Source organism: Pseudemcibacter sp. (assembly GCF_965661635.1).
In the GTDB taxonomy this organism is placed as follows: Bacteria; Pseudomonadota; Alphaproteobacteria; order Sphingomonadales; family Emcibacteraceae; genus Pseudemcibacter.
This window is the reverse complement of record NZ_CBFIEP010000044.1, coordinates 1-20549: the sequence shown is the minus strand read 5'-3', so window position 1 is coordinate 20549 and position 20549 is coordinate 1. Positions and strand designations below refer to the sequence as shown.

General features: G+C 38.2%; 21 protein-coding genes. 16 read left to right on the top strand and 5 right to left on the bottom strand.

What is annotated here, in order from left to right:
• Positions 1 to 46 precede the first annotated feature (46 nt).
• Positions 47 to 646, bottom strand: coding sequence for a WD40/YVTN/BNR-like repeat-containing protein (locus ACTF6W_RS03475; RefSeq protein ID WP_438993149.1), 600 nt, complete (start codon positions 644 to 646; stop codon positions 47 to 49).
• A gap of 287 nt (positions 647 to 933) precedes the next feature.
• On the opposite strand from ACTF6W_RS03475, the gene ACTF6W_RS03470 reads away from it, so the two are divergent.
• The 15 genes from ACTF6W_RS03470 (at position 934) to rodA (ending at position 15705) form a co-directional block, all read left to right on the top strand.
• Positions 934 to 2148, top strand: coding sequence for an aminotransferase class I/II-fold pyridoxal phosphate-dependent enzyme (locus ACTF6W_RS03470; protein ID WP_438993148.1), 1215 nt, complete (start codon positions 934 to 936; stop codon positions 2146 to 2148).
• A 21-nt stretch (positions 2149 to 2169) separates the two neighbouring features.
• Positions 2170 to 2577 (top strand): Co2+/Mg2+ efflux protein ApaG, encoded by a 408-nt coding sequence (gene apaG / locus ACTF6W_RS03465; protein WP_438993147.1) that lies wholly within the window; start codon positions 2170 to 2172, stop codon positions 2575 to 2577.
• Positions 2578 to 2590: 13 nt separating this feature from the next.
• A complete protein-coding gene (gene folE, locus ACTF6W_RS03460; protein WP_438993146.1) occupies positions 2591 to 3193 on the top strand; it encodes a GTP cyclohydrolase I FolE in 603 nt (200 codons plus the stop codon).
• A 40-nt stretch (positions 3194 to 3233) separates the two neighbouring features.
• A complete protein-coding gene (locus tag ACTF6W_RS03455) occupies positions 3234 to 4682 on the top strand; it encodes a TrkH family potassium uptake protein (RefSeq protein WP_438993145.1) in 1449 nt (482 codons plus the stop codon).
• A gap of 79 nt (positions 4683 to 4761) precedes the next feature.
• Positions 4762 to 4983 (top strand): DUF898 family protein, encoded by a 222-nt coding sequence (locus ACTF6W_RS03450; protein ID WP_438993144.1) that lies wholly within the window; start codon positions 4762 to 4764, stop codon positions 4981 to 4983.
• A 201-nt stretch (positions 4984 to 5184) separates the two neighbouring features.
• On the top strand, positions 5185 to 5811 hold the full coding sequence (locus ACTF6W_RS03445) for a DUF898 family protein (RefSeq protein ID WP_438993150.1): 627 nt from the start codon (positions 5185 to 5187) through the stop codon (positions 5809 to 5811).
• Between the two features lie 3 nt (positions 5812 to 5814).
• On the top strand, positions 5815 to 6897 hold the full coding sequence (locus ACTF6W_RS03440) for a M48 family metallopeptidase (RefSeq protein ID WP_438993143.1): 1083 nt from the start codon (positions 5815 to 5817) through the stop codon (positions 6895 to 6897).
• A gap of 96 nt (positions 6898 to 6993) precedes the next feature.
• Positions 6994 to 8154: an acetylornithine deacetylase gene (argE, locus tag ACTF6W_RS03435; protein WP_438993142.1), complete on the top strand. Its 1161-nt coding sequence runs from the start codon at positions 6994 to 6996 to the stop codon at positions 8152 to 8154.
• A gap of 70 nt (positions 8155 to 8224) precedes the next feature.
• Positions 8225 to 8359: a hypothetical protein gene (locus ACTF6W_RS03430; RefSeq protein WP_438993141.1), complete on the top strand. Its 135-nt coding sequence runs from the start codon at positions 8225 to 8227 to the stop codon at positions 8357 to 8359.
• 145 nt (positions 8360 to 8504) lie between these two features.
• Entirely contained in the window at positions 8505 to 10049 is a 1545-nt protein-coding gene (locus ACTF6W_RS03425; RefSeq protein WP_438993140.1) for a 2-isopropylmalate synthase, read from the top strand.
• A gap of 215 nt (positions 10050 to 10264) precedes the next feature.
• Positions 10265 to 11302 carry a rod shape-determining protein gene (locus ACTF6W_RS03420; protein WP_438993139.1) on the top strand — a complete coding sequence of 346 codons (1038 nt, stop codon included), beginning with the start codon at positions 10265 to 10267 and terminating at the stop codon, positions 11300 to 11302.
• A 41-nt stretch (positions 11303 to 11343) separates the two neighbouring features.
• Entirely contained in the window at positions 11344 to 12201 is an 858-nt protein-coding gene (gene mreC / locus ACTF6W_RS03415; RefSeq protein ID WP_438993138.1) for a rod shape-determining protein MreC, read from the top strand.
• Positions 12198 to 12704: a rod shape-determining protein MreD gene (gene mreD, locus ACTF6W_RS03410; RefSeq protein WP_438993137.1), complete on the top strand. Its 507-nt coding sequence runs from the start codon at positions 12198 to 12200 to the stop codon at positions 12702 to 12704. The genes mreC and mreD overlap by 4 nt, the downstream gene beginning before the upstream one ends.
• 11 nt (positions 12705 to 12715) lie before the next feature.
• Positions 12716 to 14557, top strand: coding sequence for a penicillin-binding protein 2 (mrdA, locus tag ACTF6W_RS03405; protein WP_438993136.1), 1842 nt, complete (start codon positions 12716 to 12718; stop codon positions 14555 to 14557).
• Positions 14558 to 14610: 53 nt separating this feature from the next.
• Positions 14611 to 15705 (top strand): rod shape-determining protein RodA, encoded by a 1095-nt coding sequence (rodA, locus tag ACTF6W_RS03400; protein ID WP_438993135.1) that lies wholly within the window; start codon positions 14611 to 14613, stop codon positions 15703 to 15705.
• 159 nt (positions 15706 to 15864) lie between these two features.
• Here the strand turns inward: rodA and ACTF6W_RS03395 are convergent, their stop codons facing one another.
• Positions 15865 to 16431: a DNA-3-methyladenine glycosylase I gene (locus ACTF6W_RS03395; protein WP_438993134.1), complete on the bottom strand. Its 567-nt coding sequence runs from the start codon at positions 16429 to 16431 to the stop codon at positions 15865 to 15867.
• Positions 16424 to 17230 carry a CAF17-like 4Fe-4S cluster assembly/insertion protein YgfZ gene (gene ygfZ, locus ACTF6W_RS03390; protein WP_438993133.1) on the bottom strand — a complete coding sequence of 269 codons (807 nt, stop codon included), beginning with the start codon at positions 17228 to 17230 and terminating at the stop codon, positions 16424 to 16426. Before ygfZ ends, ACTF6W_RS03395 begins: the two co-directional genes overlap by 8 nt.
• Positions 17231 to 17314: 84 nt before the next feature.
• Between ygfZ and ACTF6W_RS03385 the strand changes: the two genes are divergently transcribed.
• A complete protein-coding gene (locus tag ACTF6W_RS03385) occupies positions 17315 to 18574 on the top strand; it encodes an amidohydrolase family protein (protein WP_438993132.1) in 1260 nt (419 codons plus the stop codon).
• On the opposite strand, the gene ACTF6W_RS03380 is transcribed toward ACTF6W_RS03385, so the two are convergent.
• Positions 18575 to 19729 carry a mechanosensitive ion channel family protein gene (locus ACTF6W_RS03380; RefSeq protein WP_438993131.1) on the bottom strand — a complete coding sequence of 385 codons (1155 nt, stop codon included), beginning with the start codon at positions 19727 to 19729 and terminating at the stop codon, positions 18575 to 18577.
• Positions 19730 to 19801: 72 nt separating this feature from the next.
• A complete protein-coding gene (locus ACTF6W_RS03375) occupies positions 19802 to 20344 on the bottom strand; it encodes a hypothetical protein (protein WP_438993130.1) in 543 nt (180 codons plus the stop codon).
• Positions 20345 to 20549 lie beyond the last annotated feature (205 nt).

Here is a 20549-nt window from a genome sequence, read left to right as displayed (position 1 = left end):
ACAAACGAAAACGCTTGCACATTAATGCTATGGCCTCATAATATTATCAGATGGAGCAGAATACTCTCTTATTATAAAGACTTAAAAACCCAACTTTCCCTGATGACGTACAATCGGATTTATAAATGCCTCGTTCTTCGTTAGGGCCCCATAGGTTTCTTTGTGCGGCTACATATACGATGTCATGATTATTGGCATCAACATGAATTTTACCGATATGGCGCGTTTCTTTAAGTCCTAAATGCACCCATGTTTTGCCAGCGTGCATTGATTTATATACGCCATCACCATGGGATGTTTTAACCCCTCTTATTGGACTTTCACCAGTGCCAACATAAACAACATTCACATCTGATTTTGAAACCGTGATAGCACCAATTCCAGTCGTGTTAAAATATCCGTCCGAAACATTATGCCATGTGATACCTGCATCATCGGTTTTCCAGACGCCACCCCCTGTTGCACCCATATAGTATGTTTGGTCATCCCCCCAAACACCGGAGACCGTAGTGACGCGGCCGCCACGATAAGGACCAATACTGCGATATTCCATTGATTTAAATAAATCAGCACTGACGGTTTGTGACTGAACATTAAAAGGTATTGTTACGAAAAGGAAAATTAGAATTGCACGAATGAATGTCATTTGTAGCCCCATATTTTAATTTATTTTGGGATTACTTTACGGTTAAGAATTGTTTTATTGCAATGAAAAAGAAAAGATTGGCCAAGAGTACTTATTTTAATGAATATATGAGCAGTATGTTTTTTAAGTAAGAAATTGTTTTTTACGCATAAAAAATGAGTGACGTAAGTTTTATTAAATCGCTAAAATTACACAACTTTTTGTATACTTGATAGGGTATCTTGTAGTATTTAACGTCACTTGCACTTTGAATAAGTTTTCAACATAATTAATTTAGGCATAAGAAGATGAAACGAGACACAGGTAAAAATAAAGAAATTACGGATAAATGGCGGCTTCAAACGAAGCTTGTACGCGGTGGAACTTACAGAAGTGAAATTGGTGAAACAAGTGAAAGCATGTTCATGACATCCGGATATGCTTATGACTGTGCAGAAGATGCAGCCGCACGTTTTGAAGGCGAACAAGACGGCTATACCTATTCTCGTTTACGTAACCCCACATGTGCGATGTTCGAAGATAAAATGGCCATGATCGAAGGGGCAGAAGCCGCCAGATCGACCTCAACTGGAATGGCTGCAATGACACAAGCGATGCTTTCAATTGTGAAAGCTGGCGATCATGTGGTTTCAAGTAAGACGCTTTTCGGTTCTTGCCGTGTATTCATTGAAACTATTTTAGCGAATTTTGGTGTAACTTCGACACTTGTTGATGGCGCCGATAAAGAGGCTTGGAAAAATGCGTTTCAGAAAAACACGACGGCTGTCTTTCTTGAATCGCCCGCCAACCCGACACTGGATGTTGTTGATATAGAATTTGTTTGTAATATTGCCCATGAAAATGGAGCGTTGGTCGTCGTTGATAATGTTTTTGCGACACCACTGCTTCAAAAACCAATCCAAATGGGCGCAGATATCGTAATATATTCATCGACTAAACATATAGACGGGCAGGGACGATGTCTTGGTGGTTGTATCTTAACATCAGAAGAAATTCTTGAAGAAAAAGTTTTACCATTAATTCGCCACACGGGCCCAAATTTGAGCCCTTTTAATGCATGGGTAATGCTTAAGGGAATGGAAACAATGGATTTGCGGATTGATAAAATGTGCTCAAATGCTGAAAAAGTTGCACATAGGTTACGTGAATTAGACTGTTTTTCATCGGTAAACTATCCCGGTTTTTCTGATTTTAAGCAACGTGATTTAGTTGAAAAACAAATGTCTGCTGGCGGTAGTCTTGTAACAGTTTTTGTCCCCGAAGGGCGTGAACAGGCATTTAAATTTTTAAATGCACTTGAGGTTACCGATATTTCTAATAATATTGGTGATGCAAAAAGTTTGATGACACATCCTGCAAGTACAACGCACAAATCAGTTGAAGAAAGCGCAAGACTTGAAATGGGCATTACTGATAGCATGCTAAGACTATCTGTTGGCCTTGAGCATGCGGATGATTTGATAGAAGATTTTGCAAGAGCTGCTAAAATAGCAGGACTTTAATTATTTGGAACAGAGTACAAAATGGGCAACGATAAAAAATATAAAACGATAACAAATGATATCGGTGTTTCCGTTGAGCCGTTTTATTTGGATCAAGAATCAGAGCCGGATGATGGCCATTATGTATGGGGCTATCAAATTCACATTGAAAATCATGGAAAAGATACAGTTCAGCTCGATAGACGCCATTGGATTATTACGGACGGTAATGGTAAAATTCACGAAGTTGAAGGCGAAGGCGTTGTTGGTGAACAACCGGTTTTAAAGCCAGGTGGAGAATATGAATATATGAGTGGTGCGCCGCTATCTACGCCATCTGGTTTTATGGAAGGTCGTTATAAAATGAAAGCGGCTGATGGTTCATATTTTGATGTTGATATTCCTGCCTTTTCATTAGATATTCCAAATGATCCAAGAAGATTGCATTAAAAGGTTAGTAAGAATGAATAATCAAGTAACGAATAAACCAAGCCGCGAAGAAGCAGAAGAGGCAGTTCGCATATTACTTAAATATGCAGGAGAGGACCCTGCACGTGAAGGGTTAATGGACACCCCCAAGCGTGTTGTGAAATCCTATGATGAATTCTATAAAGGTTACAATGAAAATCCGCATGAATATCTTTCACGGACATTTGAGGAAGTAAGCGGTTATGATGAAATGGTTGTTCTGCGTGATATCCCGTTCGAATCTCATTGTGAACATCATATGGCGCCCATTATTGGTAAGGCGCATGTGGGGTATTTGCCAAAAAATAAAGTTGTCGGTATTAGTAAACTTGCGCGTGTTGTAGAAACATATGCAAAGCGGCTACAGGTTCAAGAAAAGATGACGGCTGAAATTGCTGATTGTATTCAGGATATACTCGAGCCATATGGTGTTGGCGTTGTTATCCAGGCGACCCACGAATGTATGAGTACACGTGGTGTTCATAAGCATGGCGTCTCTATGGTGACCAGCAGGATGGCGGGCGCATTTCGTGAAGATGAGAAGACGAGGCGCGAATTTTTGGCCGTGGTTGGGCCGATAGAATCCTTAAGAGGATAAAAATTAGGGGGAATAAAAACTTGGAAAGGGGACGGAGTTTTTGGTAGATTTTCGACCCATTTGGATGATATCTGGCGTTTTCCTTATTATCATTGGTATAGGGATGTTGTTTCCTATGTTTATGGATTTGGCAGTATCAAATCCAGATTGGGAAGTTTTTGCACTTATTTCAGGTATTGTTCTTTTTTCAGGGGGCAGCCTTTATCTTGGCAATAGAGCAGATTATGATGAATTTTCTGTTCAACAAGCCTTTCTTTTGACTTTCGTGAGTTGGCTTCTCATGCCAGCGTTTGGTGCGTTGCCTTTCGTATTTTCTGAACTCTCTTTAAGCTACACGGATGCCTATTTTGAGGCAATGTCAGGCATTTCTACAACAGGTTCAACTGTTATAACAGGACTTGATGGTGCGCCACCGGGCATACTGTTATGGCGAAGCATGTTACAATGGTTCGGTGGTGTAGGTATTATTGTTATGGCAGTGGCGATTTTGCCAATACTGCAAATTGGTGGAATGCAGCTCTTTAAAATCGAAAGCTTTGATGTTTCTGATAAGCTCTTGCCTAGGGCGACTCAATTGGCATCTGCGCTCTCTTTGTTATATATCGCTCTTACGATTATATGCGCGGTGACATTTTGGCTTGTGGGTATGACGCCATTTGAAGCGGTCAACCATTCATTCACAACCATCGCAACGGGCGGTTTTTCAACATCTGATGGATCAATTGGTCATTTTGATAGTGCTTTGATTGATTATACAGTAGCATTTTTTATGATCGTTGGTAGTCTTCCTTTCTTGCTCTATTTAAGGTTATTGAGGGGGCAGAGCGGCGGTATTTATCATGACTCTCAGGTGCGCTGGTTTATTGCATTAGTAGTACTCCTTATTGCAATGATGGTTTTTTGGGTGTGGGCGAATAATGTCTATAATTTTCAAGATGCACTTCGTTATACCACCTTTAACGTTATATCTATTTTAACGGGCACGGGTTATGCAACGACTGATTATACCAGATGGGGAGCAATGCCGGTTATGGTGTTCTTTTTTATTATGTTTATTGGGGGCTGTGCGGGATCAACATCTTGTGGAATTAAAATTTTCCGCTTTCAAGTGCTCGTTTCAATGAGTGCGGCTCATTTTAAAAAATTGTTAAGACCGAACGGTATTTTTATACCTAGATATAATGGTGGGGCAATTGATGAAAGTGTTACCGGGTCAGTGATGTCTTATCTCTTCTTATTTGTTGTTTGTTTTGTATTGCTGGCCTTATGTTTGGCTTTGACAGGGCTTGATTTTGTAACGGCCGTTTCCGGTGCGGGAACGGCAATGGCAAATGTGGGACCCGCTCTTGGTCCGATTATCGGACCATCAGGTACATTTCAAGAATTACCCGATGTTTCAAAATGGTTACTAACTTTTGGAATGCTTTTAGGTCGCCTTGAACTCTTTGCCGTACTCGTACTTTTTTCACCAAAGTTTTGGGCAAGGTAGTCAATAATATTTTTTTACTGACGTAATAAAAATTTTATGATTAAGTTACCTCTTAAACATTAATACGAGGGTGGCACTTATGTCAGAAAATCTTATCAATACCAGTCAAACAACAGAAGAAATACACAAAATTGAGTATTCTGGATCTGTGTCTGAATTAATGCCAGTTGTATTAAAGAATCTGTTTTTTATGATTATTACATTAGGAATTTATCGATTTTGGGCCAAAACAAATTTACGAAAATATTATTGGAACAAGACAAAACTGGATAATGAAATATTTATCTATACGGGTACTTGAGGTGAATTGTTTTTAGGGGCAGTAATTGTCTTTTTTATATTCATATTACCGATTACATTTATATTGGGGTATATAACCGCGACAATGCCTGAAATTGCACCGTTTATTACCTTTATTCTTTATCCCTTATTTATTTTTTTGATAGGGATAGCCATTTACCGCGCACAAGTTTACCGTATGTCTCGCACATATTAGCGCGGTATAAGAGGAGCGCAAACTCCAGGTAGCATGGGCTATGGCTGGTTAGCTATTAAATATTTTGTATTATATTTCCTAACACTTGGTTTAATTACACCATATGCATTATGTAAAATGTGGAATTACATAATGGATAACAAACGTTTTGGTAGCGGGGTATTTAAAGCGGATGCAAAGGCAAAGCCTCTCTTTAAAATTTGGTTAATGACATATGTTGCAATGATCGTTGTAATTGGAGGCATTGGTTCTTTACTCATTGATGCTTTTGTAAGTCAGAATATACCGATTATTATCACCGGGTATATTTTAATTTTTGTCACCATGAGCATAGTTCTGGCGTGGTTTCAGACACATTTGTATAATACTTTGATCAGTAGTGTGACATTTGAAGGTGTGAAGTTAAACTTTGAAATGGATGTTATGAAATATATTCTTTTCTCATTGAAAAATACATTGATCTTAATCTTTACTATTGGTTTAGGTGCACCATTTGTAATGCAAAGATGGGTCAAGCTATTTTGTGAAGAATTATCAATTTATGGAAAGATTGATTTCAATGGTATATCGCAGTCACCTGAAACCAGACCTGAGTTTGGTGAAGGACTGGTAGAAGCATTTGATATTGGGTAAGTTGTGAAGCTAAAAGCCTTATATTATGATGGAAATACTGCAATGGCCAAATCCATTGAGGTTGTTTTATTACCTAATGGATTTGCGCTTCCGTCGGGAGAAATTTGGGAATATGCGCTTCTTAGTTTGATTTCGCAAAAAAAGGACAAAGATCAGCTTACCTATAAACATAAAAATCAAAATGGCCCTAACCTTACAATACTATTTGACGGTGATGATGCAGGGCAGAGAGATTACCTAAACCGTGCATCGAAGCATTTAACAGGCGATAACGATTGGCATTTTATTCGTTGGCAGTTGGTGTCAGCAATCGCTATCACTTGTTTGGTTTTTTTGTTTTATATGGGCTATCCGCTCGTGAACAGAGCTATTGTGGCCATTATCCCAGATAATTGGGCAATAAGAGCAGGTGATTTGGTCGTCGATAGTCTCTATCAACAATATACCTCTGATACATGCGAAAACCCGCAAGGTAATGCTGCATTGGAGAAAGTTACGGCAGCGTTAAAGATTGAAGATTTACCTTATCCGGTCAGAGTTGAGGTAGTAGATAACCCAATGGTAAATGCTTTGGCTGCACCAGGTGGTAGGGTGGTGATATTTAACGGATTACTTCAGCAAGCGGATACTCCAGAAGAAATTGCGGGCGTTTTAAGTCATGAAATTGGGCATGTTTATTACCAGCACCCTATGCAAGGACTGGTGAATGTTATGGGTTTTAGTATTATTGGATCGTTTTTAGGAGGCGATGCAGCCAGCATTGCCATAGTAGGATTAAGTTTATCATATAGCCGTGAATATGAACGAGATGCAGATGATTTGGCATTGGTGATACTTAAAAATAATAATATATCTGCTGAAGGGATGTTGGATTTTTTCGAAAGACATGAGAAAATTAAAGAAGAAAATGCTATCGCAGAAATAGCTGATATGTTTTCCACTCACCCATTAACAAAAGACAGGATTAAGCTTTTTCGTGACCATATAAAAAACAAGGAAGTTGAATTGAAAAAAGGTCAATTATTGGACAAGCGAGAATGGCAAAATCTTGTCAATATCTGTAATAAAGAAGATGTGGGTAGCTAGAAGAAAAATTAGTTTAGTTGAAAAAATATTTCATTTATTTAACAATACCTTCCTTAAATTTATTAACTCAGTTATTTGAATTATCAGGAATTCTATATGGCAATCATGTCTTCCAAAGTAATGTTATCTGAACTTATCTTCTTTGATACAACCAGTTCAAAATCGAACATGAACCTTATAAATTATGTTGAAGACTATTTATTATCATTTGGCATTAAATCTCAGATAATAAAAGACCCACACGAAGAGAAAGCCAATTTGCATGCGATTATTGGTCCAGAAGATATTAGTGGTATCTTGTTGTCTGGGCATACAGATGTTGTGCCGGTAAAAGGCCAAAATTGGTCAACGGATCCATTTCAAATGACGGAAAAGGATGGAAAACTTTATGGGCGCGGCAGTTGCGATATGAAGGGGTTTATTGCTTGTGTGCTCGCGAAAGTTCCTGAATTTGTAAATGCTGACCTAAAGGAGCCTATTCATTTAGCGTTTTCATATGACGAGGAAACAGGATGTACCGGCGTTCATAGTTTAGTGGATGTTGTGAGAGACTTAACCGTAAAACCAAGAGCTTGCATTGTTGGCGAACCAACGTCCATGAAAGTAGTGAACAGCCATAAAGGTATTAGACATCTGCTCACTAAAGTTTATGGCCATGAAAATCATTCAAGTACCGATAGGGGCGTAAACGCAATTAGTTATGCAGCAGAAATTATTGGATTTATTGATAATATGCAGGAAGAAATGAGATCGAGACCTGCTCTTGTTGAAGGGTTTGATCCTCCATATGCAACTGTCCATGCAGGGCGTATTCAAGGTGGGGTTGCTGCGAATATAACACCAAATTATTGTGAAATTGAATGGGATTATCGTCCCATTCCAGGTACTGATGAGGACGAAGTCTTTAATCGATATGAAGAATTTATCAATGAAATCATCTTACCAAAGATGCGAATGAAGTCCGAAAAATTTGGCGATATCAAAACCGACTATTTAGCGAAAGTACCTTGTCTATTTCCTGAAACGGGATCAGAAGCTGAAGTATTGGTGAAGCATTTAGCAGAACAAAATTCAACGCATGTTGTTTCATATGGAACTGAGGCCGGAATTTTTCATCAAAAAGGTGGCGTGCCTGCTGTTGTTTGTGGCCCGGGCAGTATATTACAAGCACATAAAGCTGATGAATATGTTGAAATTTCAGAATTAGAGGCTTGCGATAAATTTTTAGATCGCCTTCTTGATATCGTAAAAAAATAAAATAAATTTGTTATTCACATATTAATTAGTTTCCGTTAAAAGGTGTTTATCAACACTAAAGGTATAAATTATGAGCAATCATATTTTAAAAATTGAATTTATTAAAAACGCTATCAGCAAAACTGCTTTAGCGCGTTCAATTTTGCCTTTTACACTCCTGCTCGGACTTTCACTGTCACTCTTAGGTCGACTTAGTCGCCCCTGAACGTTTACCATTTAAAGCTGAATATAAAGCGAGCGTTTAGGGGAGATTTTCCAATAACGCCGGATTTCATTTATTTAATATTTTTATATTTGTTATGTCCGGAAATATGATAAAATATGAGAATTGAATAAAAAGGACGAAAGTCATGACAATAGATAAAAACAGGGTAATCATTTTTGATACCACTTTAAGAGACGGAGAGCAGTCGCCGGGCTGCTCTATGACGTTAAATGAGAAGTTGCGTGTTGCAGAAGCACTTGAACAACTAGGCGTAGATGTCATTGAAGCTGGTTTTGCAATAGCCTCCAATGGGGATTTTAATGCAGTTTCTCAAATTTCAGCATTATTAAAAGAAACTACCGTTTGTTCCCTAGCACGCGCTTCAATAAAAGATATTGATCGTGCATGGGAAGCGTTAAGAGGAGCAAAACGCCCACGAATTCATACATTTATTTCCACAAGCCCGCTTCATATGGAACATAAGTTACAAATGTCACCAGAACGAGTTTTGGAAAAAATTGAAGAAAGTGTGTCTTACGCCAGAAACCTATGTGATGATGTTGAATGGTCATGTGAAGATGGCACAAGAACAGAGGAAGATTATCTTTATAAATCTATTGAAACAGCGATTAAAGCGGGCGCAACGACGATTAATGTACCGGATACGGTTGGGTATACAACACCGGTTGAATATACAACCATGATGCGCAAAATTATCGAAAACGTTCCAAATTCCGATAAAGCGATTTTTTCCACACATTGTCATAATGATTTGGGATTGGCGGTTGCCAATTCAATTGCTGCCGTTGAAGGCGGTGCAAGACAAATTGAATGCACAATCAACGGAATTGGCGAGCGTGCCGGCAATGCGGCCCTAGAAGAAATTGCGATGGCATTTAGAACGAGGCAAGATATGCTTCCTTATAAGACAGGTATAGTGACAGAAAATATTACGAAAACATCCCACTTGGTTTCGTCTGTTACAGGATTAAATGTTCAGCATAACAAGGCGATTGTTGGTGCGAATGCCTTTGCACACGAAAGCGGAATTCATCAAGACGGTATGCTTAAGAATGCAGAGACTTATGAAATAATGACGCCTGAATCAGTTGGGTTAGGCAAATCCACATTGGTTATGGGTAAGCATTCCGGACGTCATGCATTTAGTGAGAAGTTAAAAGAATTGGGATATGAATTAGGAAATAATGAATTTCTTAGCGCTTTCGAACAATTCAAGGATCTTGCAGATGCAAAGAAGGTTGTTTATGACGAAGATATTATTTCCATAGTCGATGATGGAATGCGTGATAATGAAGGTATGCAGATCACATCATGGAAATTTGTTTGTGATAAAGATGTACCAAATAGCGCAACATTTGAAATAGCAGCAGACGGTGATGTGAAAGAAGTTCATAGCGAAGGAAACGGTCCTGTTGATGCCGCATTTTTAGCATTAGGAACTTTAGTCGAAGGCGAACCCGATCTTGAGCTTTATCAGGTTCATGCAGTGACCAAAGGAACAGATGCACAGGCCGAGGTTACAGTAAGGTTAGCCGATGATGGGAAAACAGTTAACGGTCATGCAGCACATACGGATACGCTAGTTGCATCTGCGAAGGCATATTTAAATGCGTTGAATAAATTGCTCGTCAAGAGAGAGAAAAGTAAGCCGGAAGAAATGACGGCCTAAAAGATAATATTTTTTAGGGTAAATCATATTTTTTTATGATTTGCCTTAAAATAACCTTTAATTCCATTCAAAAGCCCATAAATGATATCTTTATTGGCTAATTTTCGATAATTAATTTGCAATAATAGTACTATGTTAATACAAACATATTATAAGTTTGCGTAATCATGAAAAAAATTAATAAACCGCAAACAGGCGGACAAGGGCAAAATTGAATGTTTGAAAAAATTCTTAGCATGTTTTCATCGGATATGGCTATCGATTTGGGGACAGCAAACACACTCGTCTATGTAAAAGGACGTGGCATCGTACTAAATGAACCATCAGTGGTCGCGATTAAAACGACGGGCGGCGTTAAAGAGGTATTGGCGGTTGGTGAAGCTGCAAAAATGATGTTGGGTCGTACTCCCGGTGATATTGAGGCAATTAGACCGCTTCGTGATGGTGTGATTGCTGATTTTGAGGTTGCTGAAGCTATGATTAAAGACTTTATTCGTAAGGTTCATAATCGTAGCATGTTGGCAAGCCCCCAAATCGTAATTTGTGTGCCTTCTGGATCAACCCCAGTAGAGAGAAAAGCTATTCGTGATAGTGCGTTAGAAGCTGGTGCGCGCCGAGTGTTTCTGATTGAGGAACCTATGGCTGCTGCTATTGGTGCCGGACTTCCTGTTACGGAGCCAACGGGTTCGATGATTGTTGATATTGGTGGTGGTACTGCTGAGGTGGCCGTTTTATCACTCGGCGGTATTGTTTATGCGTCATCAGTGCGTGTAGGCGGCGATAAAATGGATGAAGCAATTATTGCTTATATTCGCCGCAATCATAACCTATTGATCGGTGAAAGTAGTTCTGAACGTATCAAAAAAGAAATTGGAACGGCTGCAGCGCCTGAAGATGGTGTTGGCCAAACAATGCAAATTAAAGGTCGGGATCTTATGAACGGCGTTCCTAAAGAAATCGTAATTGATCAGCTTCAAATTTCTGAAGCACTTGCTGAACCGATTAGCGCAATTATTGAAGGTGTGAAATTTGCCCTTGAACAAACCCCACCCGAGCTTGCCGCGGATATCGTTGATAAAGGTATAGTTCTTACAGGGGGCGGGGCGCTTCTGCGTGATCTGGATAAAGTCCTCAGAAAAGCAACAGGGCTATCTGTAATTATTGCAGAAGAGCCTCTTACTTGTGTTGCGCTTGGAACAGGACGTTCATTAGAAGATGAAATCCTAAAACACGTTCTTAGCGATAGTTATTAAGCTTTTAGCAGCTTTAAACTATTTGAAGAGAAGGGAATTAAATGAAGAAGATCGGCCAAAAATTTACTGCCTTCTTCTTTATTGCTGCCTCGATTGCGCTTCTTCTTGTGGGGCGCAGCCAATCGGCCTTAATTGAACAAACACGAGCGCAAATTTTTAATGCGTTTATTCCCGCTATTAAAGTTGTAGATTTCCCTCGAGGGGCTACTTCAAGTCTTTCAGATTGGATAAGAAATGTAGCGGTTGTCTTCTCTGATAATCAATTTTTACGTGAAGAAAATGCAAATTTAAAAAGACAATTAACAGAAGCCACAGAGCTCGAAATTGATAATTTGCGTCTTAAAAATCTACTTAATATTAAAGATGGAACAGTAACGACGATTACGGCTTCACGAATAGTTTCTGATAGTAATAGTCCATTTTTTAAAAGCATGCTGATCAATAGTGGAACAAACGACGGTGTTAAAAAAGGACACGCTGTTGTTAACGAAGAAGGTGTGATTGGACGCACAATTAATGTTGCAGCCAATGCGTCAAGAGTATTATTGCTCAACGACATTAATAGCCGCATACCGGTAAAATTTGCTGACAGTGGTGTAAATGTAATTCTTGCAGGTGATAATTCGCCGTTACAACTGATTGAGTTTATGCCAGAAGAAGAAAAAGCCAATATAGGTGATTTGATTTTAACATCTGGCATGGGCGGCGTGTTCCCACCTGATCTGCCGGTTGGCGTGGTAAGTGAATTTACTGAGTTTGGTGGAATTAGAGTTAATCCGTCCGTAAATCTCAATCGTCTTAATTATGTAAGTGTAATTGAATATGAAATAGCTTCTTTTCCTACTTTAATTGAAGAGCCAGTAGAAAATCCGCCTCAGAATGAGGAGGTCGAAGAGTGAATATTTCGCCAAACAAAGAAGCAAGTATTGGTTTTAATGCGGTCATTCCTTTCTTAACTATTTTGATGCTAATATTCCTAATGGTATTACCCTATAATATTCCGCTTATTAGTGATATAATGCCTTTTTTAACGCTGATTGGTGTCTATTATTGGAGTGTATTTAAACCTGAGTATCTCCCTATTTGGGTTGTATTTATTCTCGGTGGATTGCAAGATATTTTAATGGGAAGTCCTCTTGGTTTAATGCCATTATTGCTGATAGTAGTTCAGCAATTTATCTTTTTTCAAGGTAGACAATTTTTGGAAAGAGATTTTATATTTAATTGGTTTGTGTTTGTCATGTTGGTTATTGGGTTTGGCATAATGTCATGGGGCATTAGCTCTCTCTATTTTAGGGCATTGCTTGATTATTGGGATGTGTTAGGACAAATATTAATGACCATTGCGTTTTATCCAGTGATCACTTGGTTGCTAGGGCTGACAAGAAAATTTGTGAAGTGAATTTATAATTTATGAAACCGTCTGATAAAAATAAATTAAAAATGTATACACGCCGCGCATCATTAATAAGTGGCGGAATGATGTTGCTTTCTTCGGCGCTTGTTGGGCGCATGTATTATTTACAAGTAACAAGCAGAGATAAATATGAGCTGCTTGCAGAACAAAACCGGATTAGTATGCGTTTATTAGCCCCAACTAGAGGGGATATTATTGATCGATATGGAAGACCTATCGCAACCAGTACAACAGATTACCGCGTTAATGTCATTCCAGAAGAAACCGAAGAGCTTCAAGAAACATTAAACGCCTTAGAGGCCTATATTCCAATTTCTAAACGTGATAATGAAAGAATTCACAAGGCGGCAAAACGTCAAAGATCATTTGTTCCAATTAGTGTAGCGAATAATTTGGATTGGAAAACATTTTCAAACTTAAATGTTAATATGCCGGATCTTCCGGGCATACAGCCGGATGCCGGAAAAACTCGGTTTTATCCGGAACGGGAATTGGCGGCACATATTATCGGTTATGTAGGTTCCGTCAGTGAAGAAGAGTTAACGGGTGACCCCCTTTTAGAAATGCCAGATTTCAAAATTGGTAAAAACGGTATTGAAAGAATACTGGATGAGAAGCTTCGCGGTAGTGCGGGAAGCAGTCAGGTTGAAGTTAATGTACTAGGTAGAATGATTAGGGAATTATCCAGACAGGATAGTACGCCAGGTGACGCTGCACGTTTAACGATTGATATTGAAATGCAAAAATTTGTATCCAATCGTGTCCGTGATGAAAGTGCCGGTGTTGTGGTAATGGATATCCATTCCGGTGAAATTCTTGCGATAGCATCGACTCCCTCATTTGATCCGAATGATTTTAATAATGGTATTAGTCAAGTTAAATGGGATGCGCTTAGAAATGATATCCGCAAGCCGCTTATAAATAAACCTGTTAGTGGTCAATATTCCCCGGGTTCTACATTTAAAATGATTGTAGCTTTAGCAGCCCTTGAAGATGGACTTGTAACGCCAGAAGAAACGAAAGCCTGTTATTATAGGTACCCGTTTGGTGACAGAGTATTTCATTGTTGGAATAGAAATGGTCATGGCAAAATAAATATTGTGCAAGCGCTCGCGCAAAGTTGCGATGTTTATTTTTATAGACTTGCCCGTGAATTAGGAATTGATAAAATTCATGATATGGCGGCACGGTTTGGAATTGGTGAACGTTTTAATATTGGTATTATGTCAGAAGCAAAAGGCATCAATCCGAATGGGGATTGGAAATACGGCGCCGTTGGTGAACGCTGGCAAGGTGGCGATACGATTAATGTTGGTATTGGCCAAGGATATGTTTCAACCACAGCTCTGCAGCTGGCCGTGATGACGTCAAGAATGGCTAATGGCGGTAAAATGGTTACGCCAAAAATTTATTTTGATGAGGAAAATAATAACCTTCCGCAAGACATGGGCATTTCAAGTGAAAACTTAAACATTGTTCTTAAAGGCATGGAAGATGCTTATAATCATCGAAGAGGGACCGGCTTTGCTCACCGCTTAAGAAATAAAGATTATAAACTCGGTGGAAAGTCAGGGACGACACAAGTTAGAGGGATATCAGCAGCGGAAAGACAATCTGGTGTTATTGATAATAAAGATAAAGAGTGGATTGCAAGAGATCACGGTCTTTTTGTCGCATATGGGCCCGTAGAAAATCCTAAATATGCTGTTTCAGTTTTGATTGAACATGGCGGTGGCGGTTCTGCTGCTGCACCTGTGGCAAGAGATATTTTAGAATTTGCGATAGATCAAGATACGGAACGTACAGATAACTCTCCGATCACAGGACAATCTGTCTGATGGGTATAAGCGCAAGAATAGGCAGCAATAAGAGTAAAACTATTCGGCAGAAAATGTCCGAACTTAATTGGTTTATAGTGTTGGTTATTTGTACGGTTGCAGGATTTGGTTTTGCAATGCTTTATTCTGTGGCAGGGGGGAGTGTCGACCCGTGGGCAAAAAATCAATTTATTCGTTTTCTTGGCGGCCTAGTGTTGATGATCTCTATCGCGTTAATCGATATTCGTGTTTGGATGTTTCTTGCTTATCCACTTTATGCTGTTGCTCTTGCGATGCTTGTCGTTGTTGATGTCATGGGTGAAATGGGCATGGGCGCACAACGTTGGATTAATCTGGGGTTTATGAATTTACAACCTTCCGAATTTATGAAAATTGCGCTCGTGATGGCGCTAGCACGGTATTTTCATTGCTTGACTGATGAGGAAACTGTTCAGCTAAAAAGCTTGTTCAAGCCTATTGTATTAATAATACTGCCAGTGGTATTGGTTTTAAGGCAGCCTGATCTTGGAACTACATTGTTGATTGTGATGGGTGGCATAACAATACTTTTCGCCGCTGGCGTACGTATGTGGATATTTGTCTTTAGCTTTCTTGCAATGATCCCTGCTGCATTTGGGGCATGGCAATTTCTAAAACCATATCAAAAACAACGTGTTTTAACATTTATGGATCCAGAGACGGACCCTTTAGGGGCAGGCTATCATATTATTCAGTCAAAAATTGCTCTTGGCTCCGGTGGTGTTTATGGCAAAGGATTTATTCAAGGAACACAAAGCCAATTAAATTTTCTACCTGAAAAGCAGACTGATTTTATTTTTACAGTAATTGCGGAAGAATTAGGTTTGATAGGCGGACTTAGTTTGTTGACACTTTATCTCGTGCTTATGGGCTATGCGATGATTATTAGCTTAAGCGTAAAAAGTCAATTTGGCCGCCTTTTAACATTAGGCATGGTGATGACATTTTTCCTTTATATGTTCATTAATATTGCGATGGTAATGGGGCTTGTTCCTGTGGTCGGCGTACCGCTTCCGCTTGTATCATATGGTGGTTCTGCGATGCTTACTTTGCTGGTTGGTTTTGGCTTTATTTTAAGTGCAGCAATTCATAAAGAAACGACGATACCGCGCGGTGGAGCTTTTGCATAAAAGCCTTTATGAAATTTTCTAAAAAAAATCAAAAAAACTATTGCATCAAAAATTAGAAAGATATATAAAATATGCATCTATATAAGCTTTCGAGCTCTAATAGATAGGCAGGCTAAGTTTCCCCCCCAAGTTCTTAGCCTGTTTTCTTTTATAAATGATTTATTTCCCAAAACGATGACACGTGACAATATGGTCATTAATAATGCCAACGGCTTGAATAAATGCGTAACAGATTGTCGGGCCACAAAATTTAAAGCCACGCTTTTTTAAGTCTTTGCTCATGGCTTCTGATTCAGCGCTTTGCGTCGGAATTTCAGCCATAGTGGTAAAAGTATTTTTCTTAACGATACCATCGGTATAACGCCACATTAATTCTGAAAAGGCACCTTCCTTTTCATTTTCAATTTCCAAATAGATTTTCGCATTTTGTATGGTTGCCAGTATTTTAAGTCGATTTCTGATGATGCCTTTATCATTCATTAATCGCTCAATATCGTTTTCATCGTATTTTGCGATTAATGAAGGGTCAAATCCATCAAAAGCTTTGATAAAATTATCTCGTCTTTTTAAGATTGTGATCCATGAAAGACCGGCTTGAAATCCATCAAGGATTAATTTTTCCCATAGCGCGCGACTATCATAAACGGGAACTCCCCATTCTTCGTCATGATAGGCCGTATAAATTGGATCAGTGCCACACCAGTCACATCTTACTATCTCATTCATTTGATATCCAGTTCGGCTTAAAGGGAGTCACTTGAATATCACCACAATCATATGATTTACCCATTTCCATTTTATCTATTCGAAAGAGAGCAATAGCAAAACCACCTGCATTAGAGCGAATATCACCAACTTTATTACCATTATTATCAATTATGTCTGTGCCAAATTCAGGAGCCGCGCCATTTAGTTTAACGGGAAACATTTGTTTTTTGATTTTCCTACGGTATTTCATCCGCGCTATGACCTCTTGTCCAACATAGCAACCCTTTTCAAAATCTACTCCATTGAGGTCTTCGAAATGCCCCTCAAGTATTATACTTTTTTCAGGAATATAATCATTTGTTCCTTCGGCTATTCCTAGGCTTATACGCCTCTCGTGATATTCTTCGACAGCTACACCGTCGGGGCTTTTTTCAAGGATGCTTCTATAGCCCATTTCTGAATGACGTGGATCAATAAAGCTAATGCCATGCTGCTTTTCGTCGCTGCTAAGAACGATATATTTTTCAGACTGGTCTATGATTTCAACATTAGACCGCAACCTGTACATTAATAGCTTTTGAAAGAGTTCGGTTAAAGAGGATTTTTCACAGTCGAGATATATTGTTTCATCAGTTTCAAATAAGAAAAAGTCGTAAAGATATTTTCCTTGAGGCGTTAAAATAGCCGCATATACAGCATCTGTGCCGTTAATTCTGTCAGTGTTATTTGTAATTATCCCTTGTAATAAGGAATGCCTTTCTGGACCTTTTAAAGTGATAATTACCCTGTTGGTGAGAATTTCATATTTATTTGTCATTATTCTTCTCTAATTATTATTGTCATAAGCTAACATTGATTTAAGGTGGGGAACAGAATTTTAAAGTCATAAAGGAATATTTTTTTGAGTATAGACGTAATTATGAAAGGTGGGACTGTCGTTTCGCATCAAGGGGTAGAACGAAAAGATATTGCTGTTCGTGACGGTATCATTGTTGCTATAGGCGATTTAAAAGGATTATCGGCAAAATCCGAAGTAGATGTGAGCGATTTGTATATTCTGCCTGGAGTGATTGATACGGATTTTCATATTATAGATACTCCCGAAAACGAATTACGCGCTGCTGTTCGCGGAGGTGTGACGTCAGCATTAATGTTTGGTGAGTTAAATGATAATTCGCCTATTGATTATGCTTATTTTCTAAACGCTACTAATGAAAATATTGATGACATCACAGAGCAAGAAATGAATGACGGGATCGCAGGGATATATGTTTCAATGTCAGATCCCAATTCGCTTGTTAGTGATAAAGACCTCCATATGCTTTTAAAAAAGTCCAAGCGTCGCGTTAGTATACATTCAGAAGATTTCTATGAATTAGAAAAGCGTAAAGATAAAATTATAAACGGTAATGTTGAAAGTCATCCAAATTGGCATAATGAAAAAGTATCAATTGAAGCAAACAGGCGCATATCAGCTATTGCCCGTGGAGCGGGGCACCCTGTGCATCTAATGCATGTGTCAACGGCAAAAGAACTAGGCATGATAGCTGCCTATAAAGAATTAGTTACAGTTTCATTATCGCAACATCATTTATTTTTAAGTGGACCAGAGTGTTATCAGCATTTTCATGAATATGCTCAAATCGATCCCCCAATTCATGATGAAGAGAACCGTATTGGTTTATGGAAAGCACTTACTAATGGTATCGTTGATATGGTTTCTTCATTTCATAAACCCGTTACCACAAATGAAAAAGAGAAGGAGTATCCTGATAGTATATCAGGCGCACCAAGCGTTCAAACTTTACTGCCATTAATGTTAGATCAGGTGAGTAACGGATCTATATCCTTAAATACGTTAATAGACTTAACCAGCGCAGGTCCTGCCCGCGCCTTTAATATAGCGAAAAAAGGCCGTATTGCGGTTGGCTATGATGCTGATTTTGCCATTTGTAACTTAAATGAAAAATGGACCTTTGATGACGAAGATGTGGAAAGCGGTTGCGGATGGGATCACCATGCGGGTGCGGAAATATCTGGCAAGGTCACAGCCACTATGATCAGAGGCGAGTTTGCCATGTGGGATGGTCATCTCACTAATAGTACCTTTGGAGAGACTATAAAATTTACGGACACATTCACTGAATATGAGGATGAATGATTAAGTCTTTTTTTCTTCGGCTATAAACGCTTCTGCTTTCTCTGCAATGTTATTATCAGGCAAGTTTTCGATATAAATAGATTGGCTTGGATAAGCAAAGTTACTTTCATGATGTTCGACTATTTCTTTAATTTTTAGAGCCAATCTCTCTTTAATTTCGAGCCATTCGCCCCAGACAGTGGTTTTTGTAAAACAATAGAGCATAATATCAATCGAGCTATCATTAAAGCTATCAATGCGTACAAATGTCGCAACTTCTGGTGGATGGGCAAACTCATCATTCCCCATTATATAATCTTCAATATCTTGCCTGATATTTTTCAACTGGTCTTTACTCGTATCGTAGAGAAGACCAATTTTCCAAAAAATGCGTCGGTGGCTCATGCGTGAAAAATTGGTTGCTGCATTATCTGAAAGTTTTGTATTTGGCACATAAACAGGCGCTTTATCAAATCTGATTATTGTTGTTGTACGAAACCCTATCTCTTCAACAGTACCTTCAACGATACCATCTATTTTGACCCAGTCACCAGGATGGAAACGTTTTTCGCCAATGATAAAAAGACCAGATATTAGATTTTTAAATAAATCTTGTGCACCTAGTGCAACTGCAACACCAAATAAACCGAGTCCAGCGATAAGCGGGGCGACCTGAATTCCCCAAATTTCAAGAATTGAGGCAACACCAAGGAATATGAATAGTCCATGCATGGCTTTTATAAGCCAATTAATCATACTTGATGAGAAAATATCTTTCAGCTTACCAAAGGTGAGACTTAATGGTCCAATAACATTATAAAAGGCCCAGAATATATTAAATGTAATGAGTGAACGGTTTAAGTTATCGGCACCTTCTGCAAGATTGCCTGTTAAATTAAGAATTTCTGTGGCAAAAAATATTCCTATGACGATAGGAAGAAAACCTACTGGTTTCTCAATTACATCAATAACTTCATCATCAATTTTAGATTTCGTCTTTTTGGTTAATGCTCTTAATCGACCGAGTACAATTCGACTAAATAAATGTCTAAATAACATTGAGATATATATAATAAGTAATGCCGCTATAGTTTTGCCAACATCAATGCCGTATAGTCCATTATTCCATACATCAAGGACAAGTGTCCAAAATTCTTGTAATGTATTTTTATCCATTTAAAAGAGTTTCCTGATAATCATATTCATTTTGTACTTTATATAAGTTTTTGCACCTAAGATAAAAGAGTTTTATCTAATAGCACTCTTATCTTCTGTTTTTAAATCAAAATTAGCAGTCTCGCGTGGTAAGAAATTATATAATAATATAACGATTAATATTTCGGTTAATCCACCTATTCGAAAAAGCGTAAAATGTTGTAATATTTCAATTAATCCTGCATATGCGATTAAAATATATATGATCCATTTTGCATTTGGATAACTTTTGTAAAAACACCATATAATCGCTCCATATACAAAGAACTTATAAGAAAGAGTTCTTAGAGTTTGGAGAATGTCTGGGGTAAATATTTCGCCAAATGGAATCCATACAAATTTTTTATAGGGGTTCTCAATAAACTCGAAAGGATAAAGACTATTATAAAACATCATAGGAAGTAAAATTATTAGAGCCAATTTATATACGTTTATTTTGAGAAAGAGCTTGCTATGTAGTAGGAGAATAGCAATGATCCCTCCCGTAAAAATTTCTGGCTCGATAACGTTAAGGAAAACAAACATTTTCAATATTATAATGATGATAACAATGCTAAATAAAAATAAGCCTCGCATTATTTTCCTAGATAATAATCAACTAATAATATTATGTGTTTTACATGTATATTCTTACCATACAAGTTGATTATGAATGTAGTAACAAATAATGCTGCTTATTTAAGGTTTAATTTAAGACAGATTAATACTATAATTTTAATATATAGAATAGGTTAATAAGCTAAACACCCAATTCTTATTCATCCTATATTAAGAAGAATTT

What these genes read in the sequence shown, in the direction of transcription:
- ACTF6W_RS03475 (WP_438993149.1), bottom strand. Translation starts at nt 646, where the DNA reads ATGACATTCATTCGTGCAATTCTAATTTTCCTTTTCGTAACAATACCT.
- ACTF6W_RS03470 (WP_438993148.1), top strand. Translation starts at nt 934, where the DNA reads ATGAAACGAGACACAGGTAAAAATAAAGAAATTACGGATAAATGGCGG.
- apaG (WP_438993147.1), top strand. Translation starts at nt 2,170, where the DNA reads ATGGGCAACGATAAAAAATATAAAACGATAACAAATGATATCGGTGTT.
- folE (WP_438993146.1), top strand. Translation starts at nt 2,591, where the DNA reads ATGAATAATCAAGTAACGAATAAACCAAGCCGCGAAGAAGCAGAAGAG.
- ACTF6W_RS03450 (WP_438993144.1), top strand. Translation starts at nt 4,762, where the DNA reads ATGTCAGAAAATCTTATCAATACCAGTCAAACAACAGAAGAAATACAC.
- argE (WP_438993142.1), top strand. Translation starts at nt 6,994, where the DNA reads ATGGCAATCATGTCTTCCAAAGTAATGTTATCTGAACTTATCTTCTTT.
- ACTF6W_RS03430 (WP_438993141.1), top strand. Translation starts at nt 8,225, where the DNA reads ATGAGCAATCATATTTTAAAAATTGAATTTATTAAAAACGCTATCAGC.
- ACTF6W_RS03425 (WP_438993140.1), top strand. Translation starts at nt 8,505, where the DNA reads ATGACAATAGATAAAAACAGGGTAATCATTTTTGATACCACTTTAAGA.
- ACTF6W_RS03420 (WP_438993139.1), top strand. Translation starts at nt 10,265, where the DNA reads ATGTTTGAAAAAATTCTTAGCATGTTTTCATCGGATATGGCTATCGAT.
- mreC (WP_438993138.1), top strand. Translation starts at nt 11,344, where the DNA reads ATGAAGAAGATCGGCCAAAAATTTACTGCCTTCTTCTTTATTGCTGCC.
- mrdA (WP_438993136.1), top strand. Translation starts at nt 12,716, where the DNA reads ATGAAACCGTCTGATAAAAATAAATTAAAAATGTATACACGCCGCGCA.
- rodA (WP_438993135.1), top strand. Translation starts at nt 14,611, where the DNA reads ATGTCCGAACTTAATTGGTTTATAGTGTTGGTTATTTGTACGGTTGCA.
- ACTF6W_RS03395 (WP_438993134.1), bottom strand. Translation starts at nt 16,431, where the DNA reads ATGAATGAGATAGTAAGATGTGACTGGTGTGGCACTGATCCAATTTAT.
- ygfZ (WP_438993133.1), bottom strand. Translation starts at nt 17,230, where the DNA reads ATGACAAATAAATATGAAATTCTCACCAACAGGGTAATTATCACTTTA.
- ACTF6W_RS03380 (WP_438993131.1), bottom strand. Translation starts at nt 19,729, where the DNA reads ATGGATAAAAATACATTACAAGAATTTTGGACACTTGTCCTTGATGTA.
- ACTF6W_RS03375 (WP_438993130.1), bottom strand. Translation starts at nt 20,344, where the DNA reads ATGCGAGGCTTATTTTTATTTAGCATTGTTATCATCATTATAATATTG.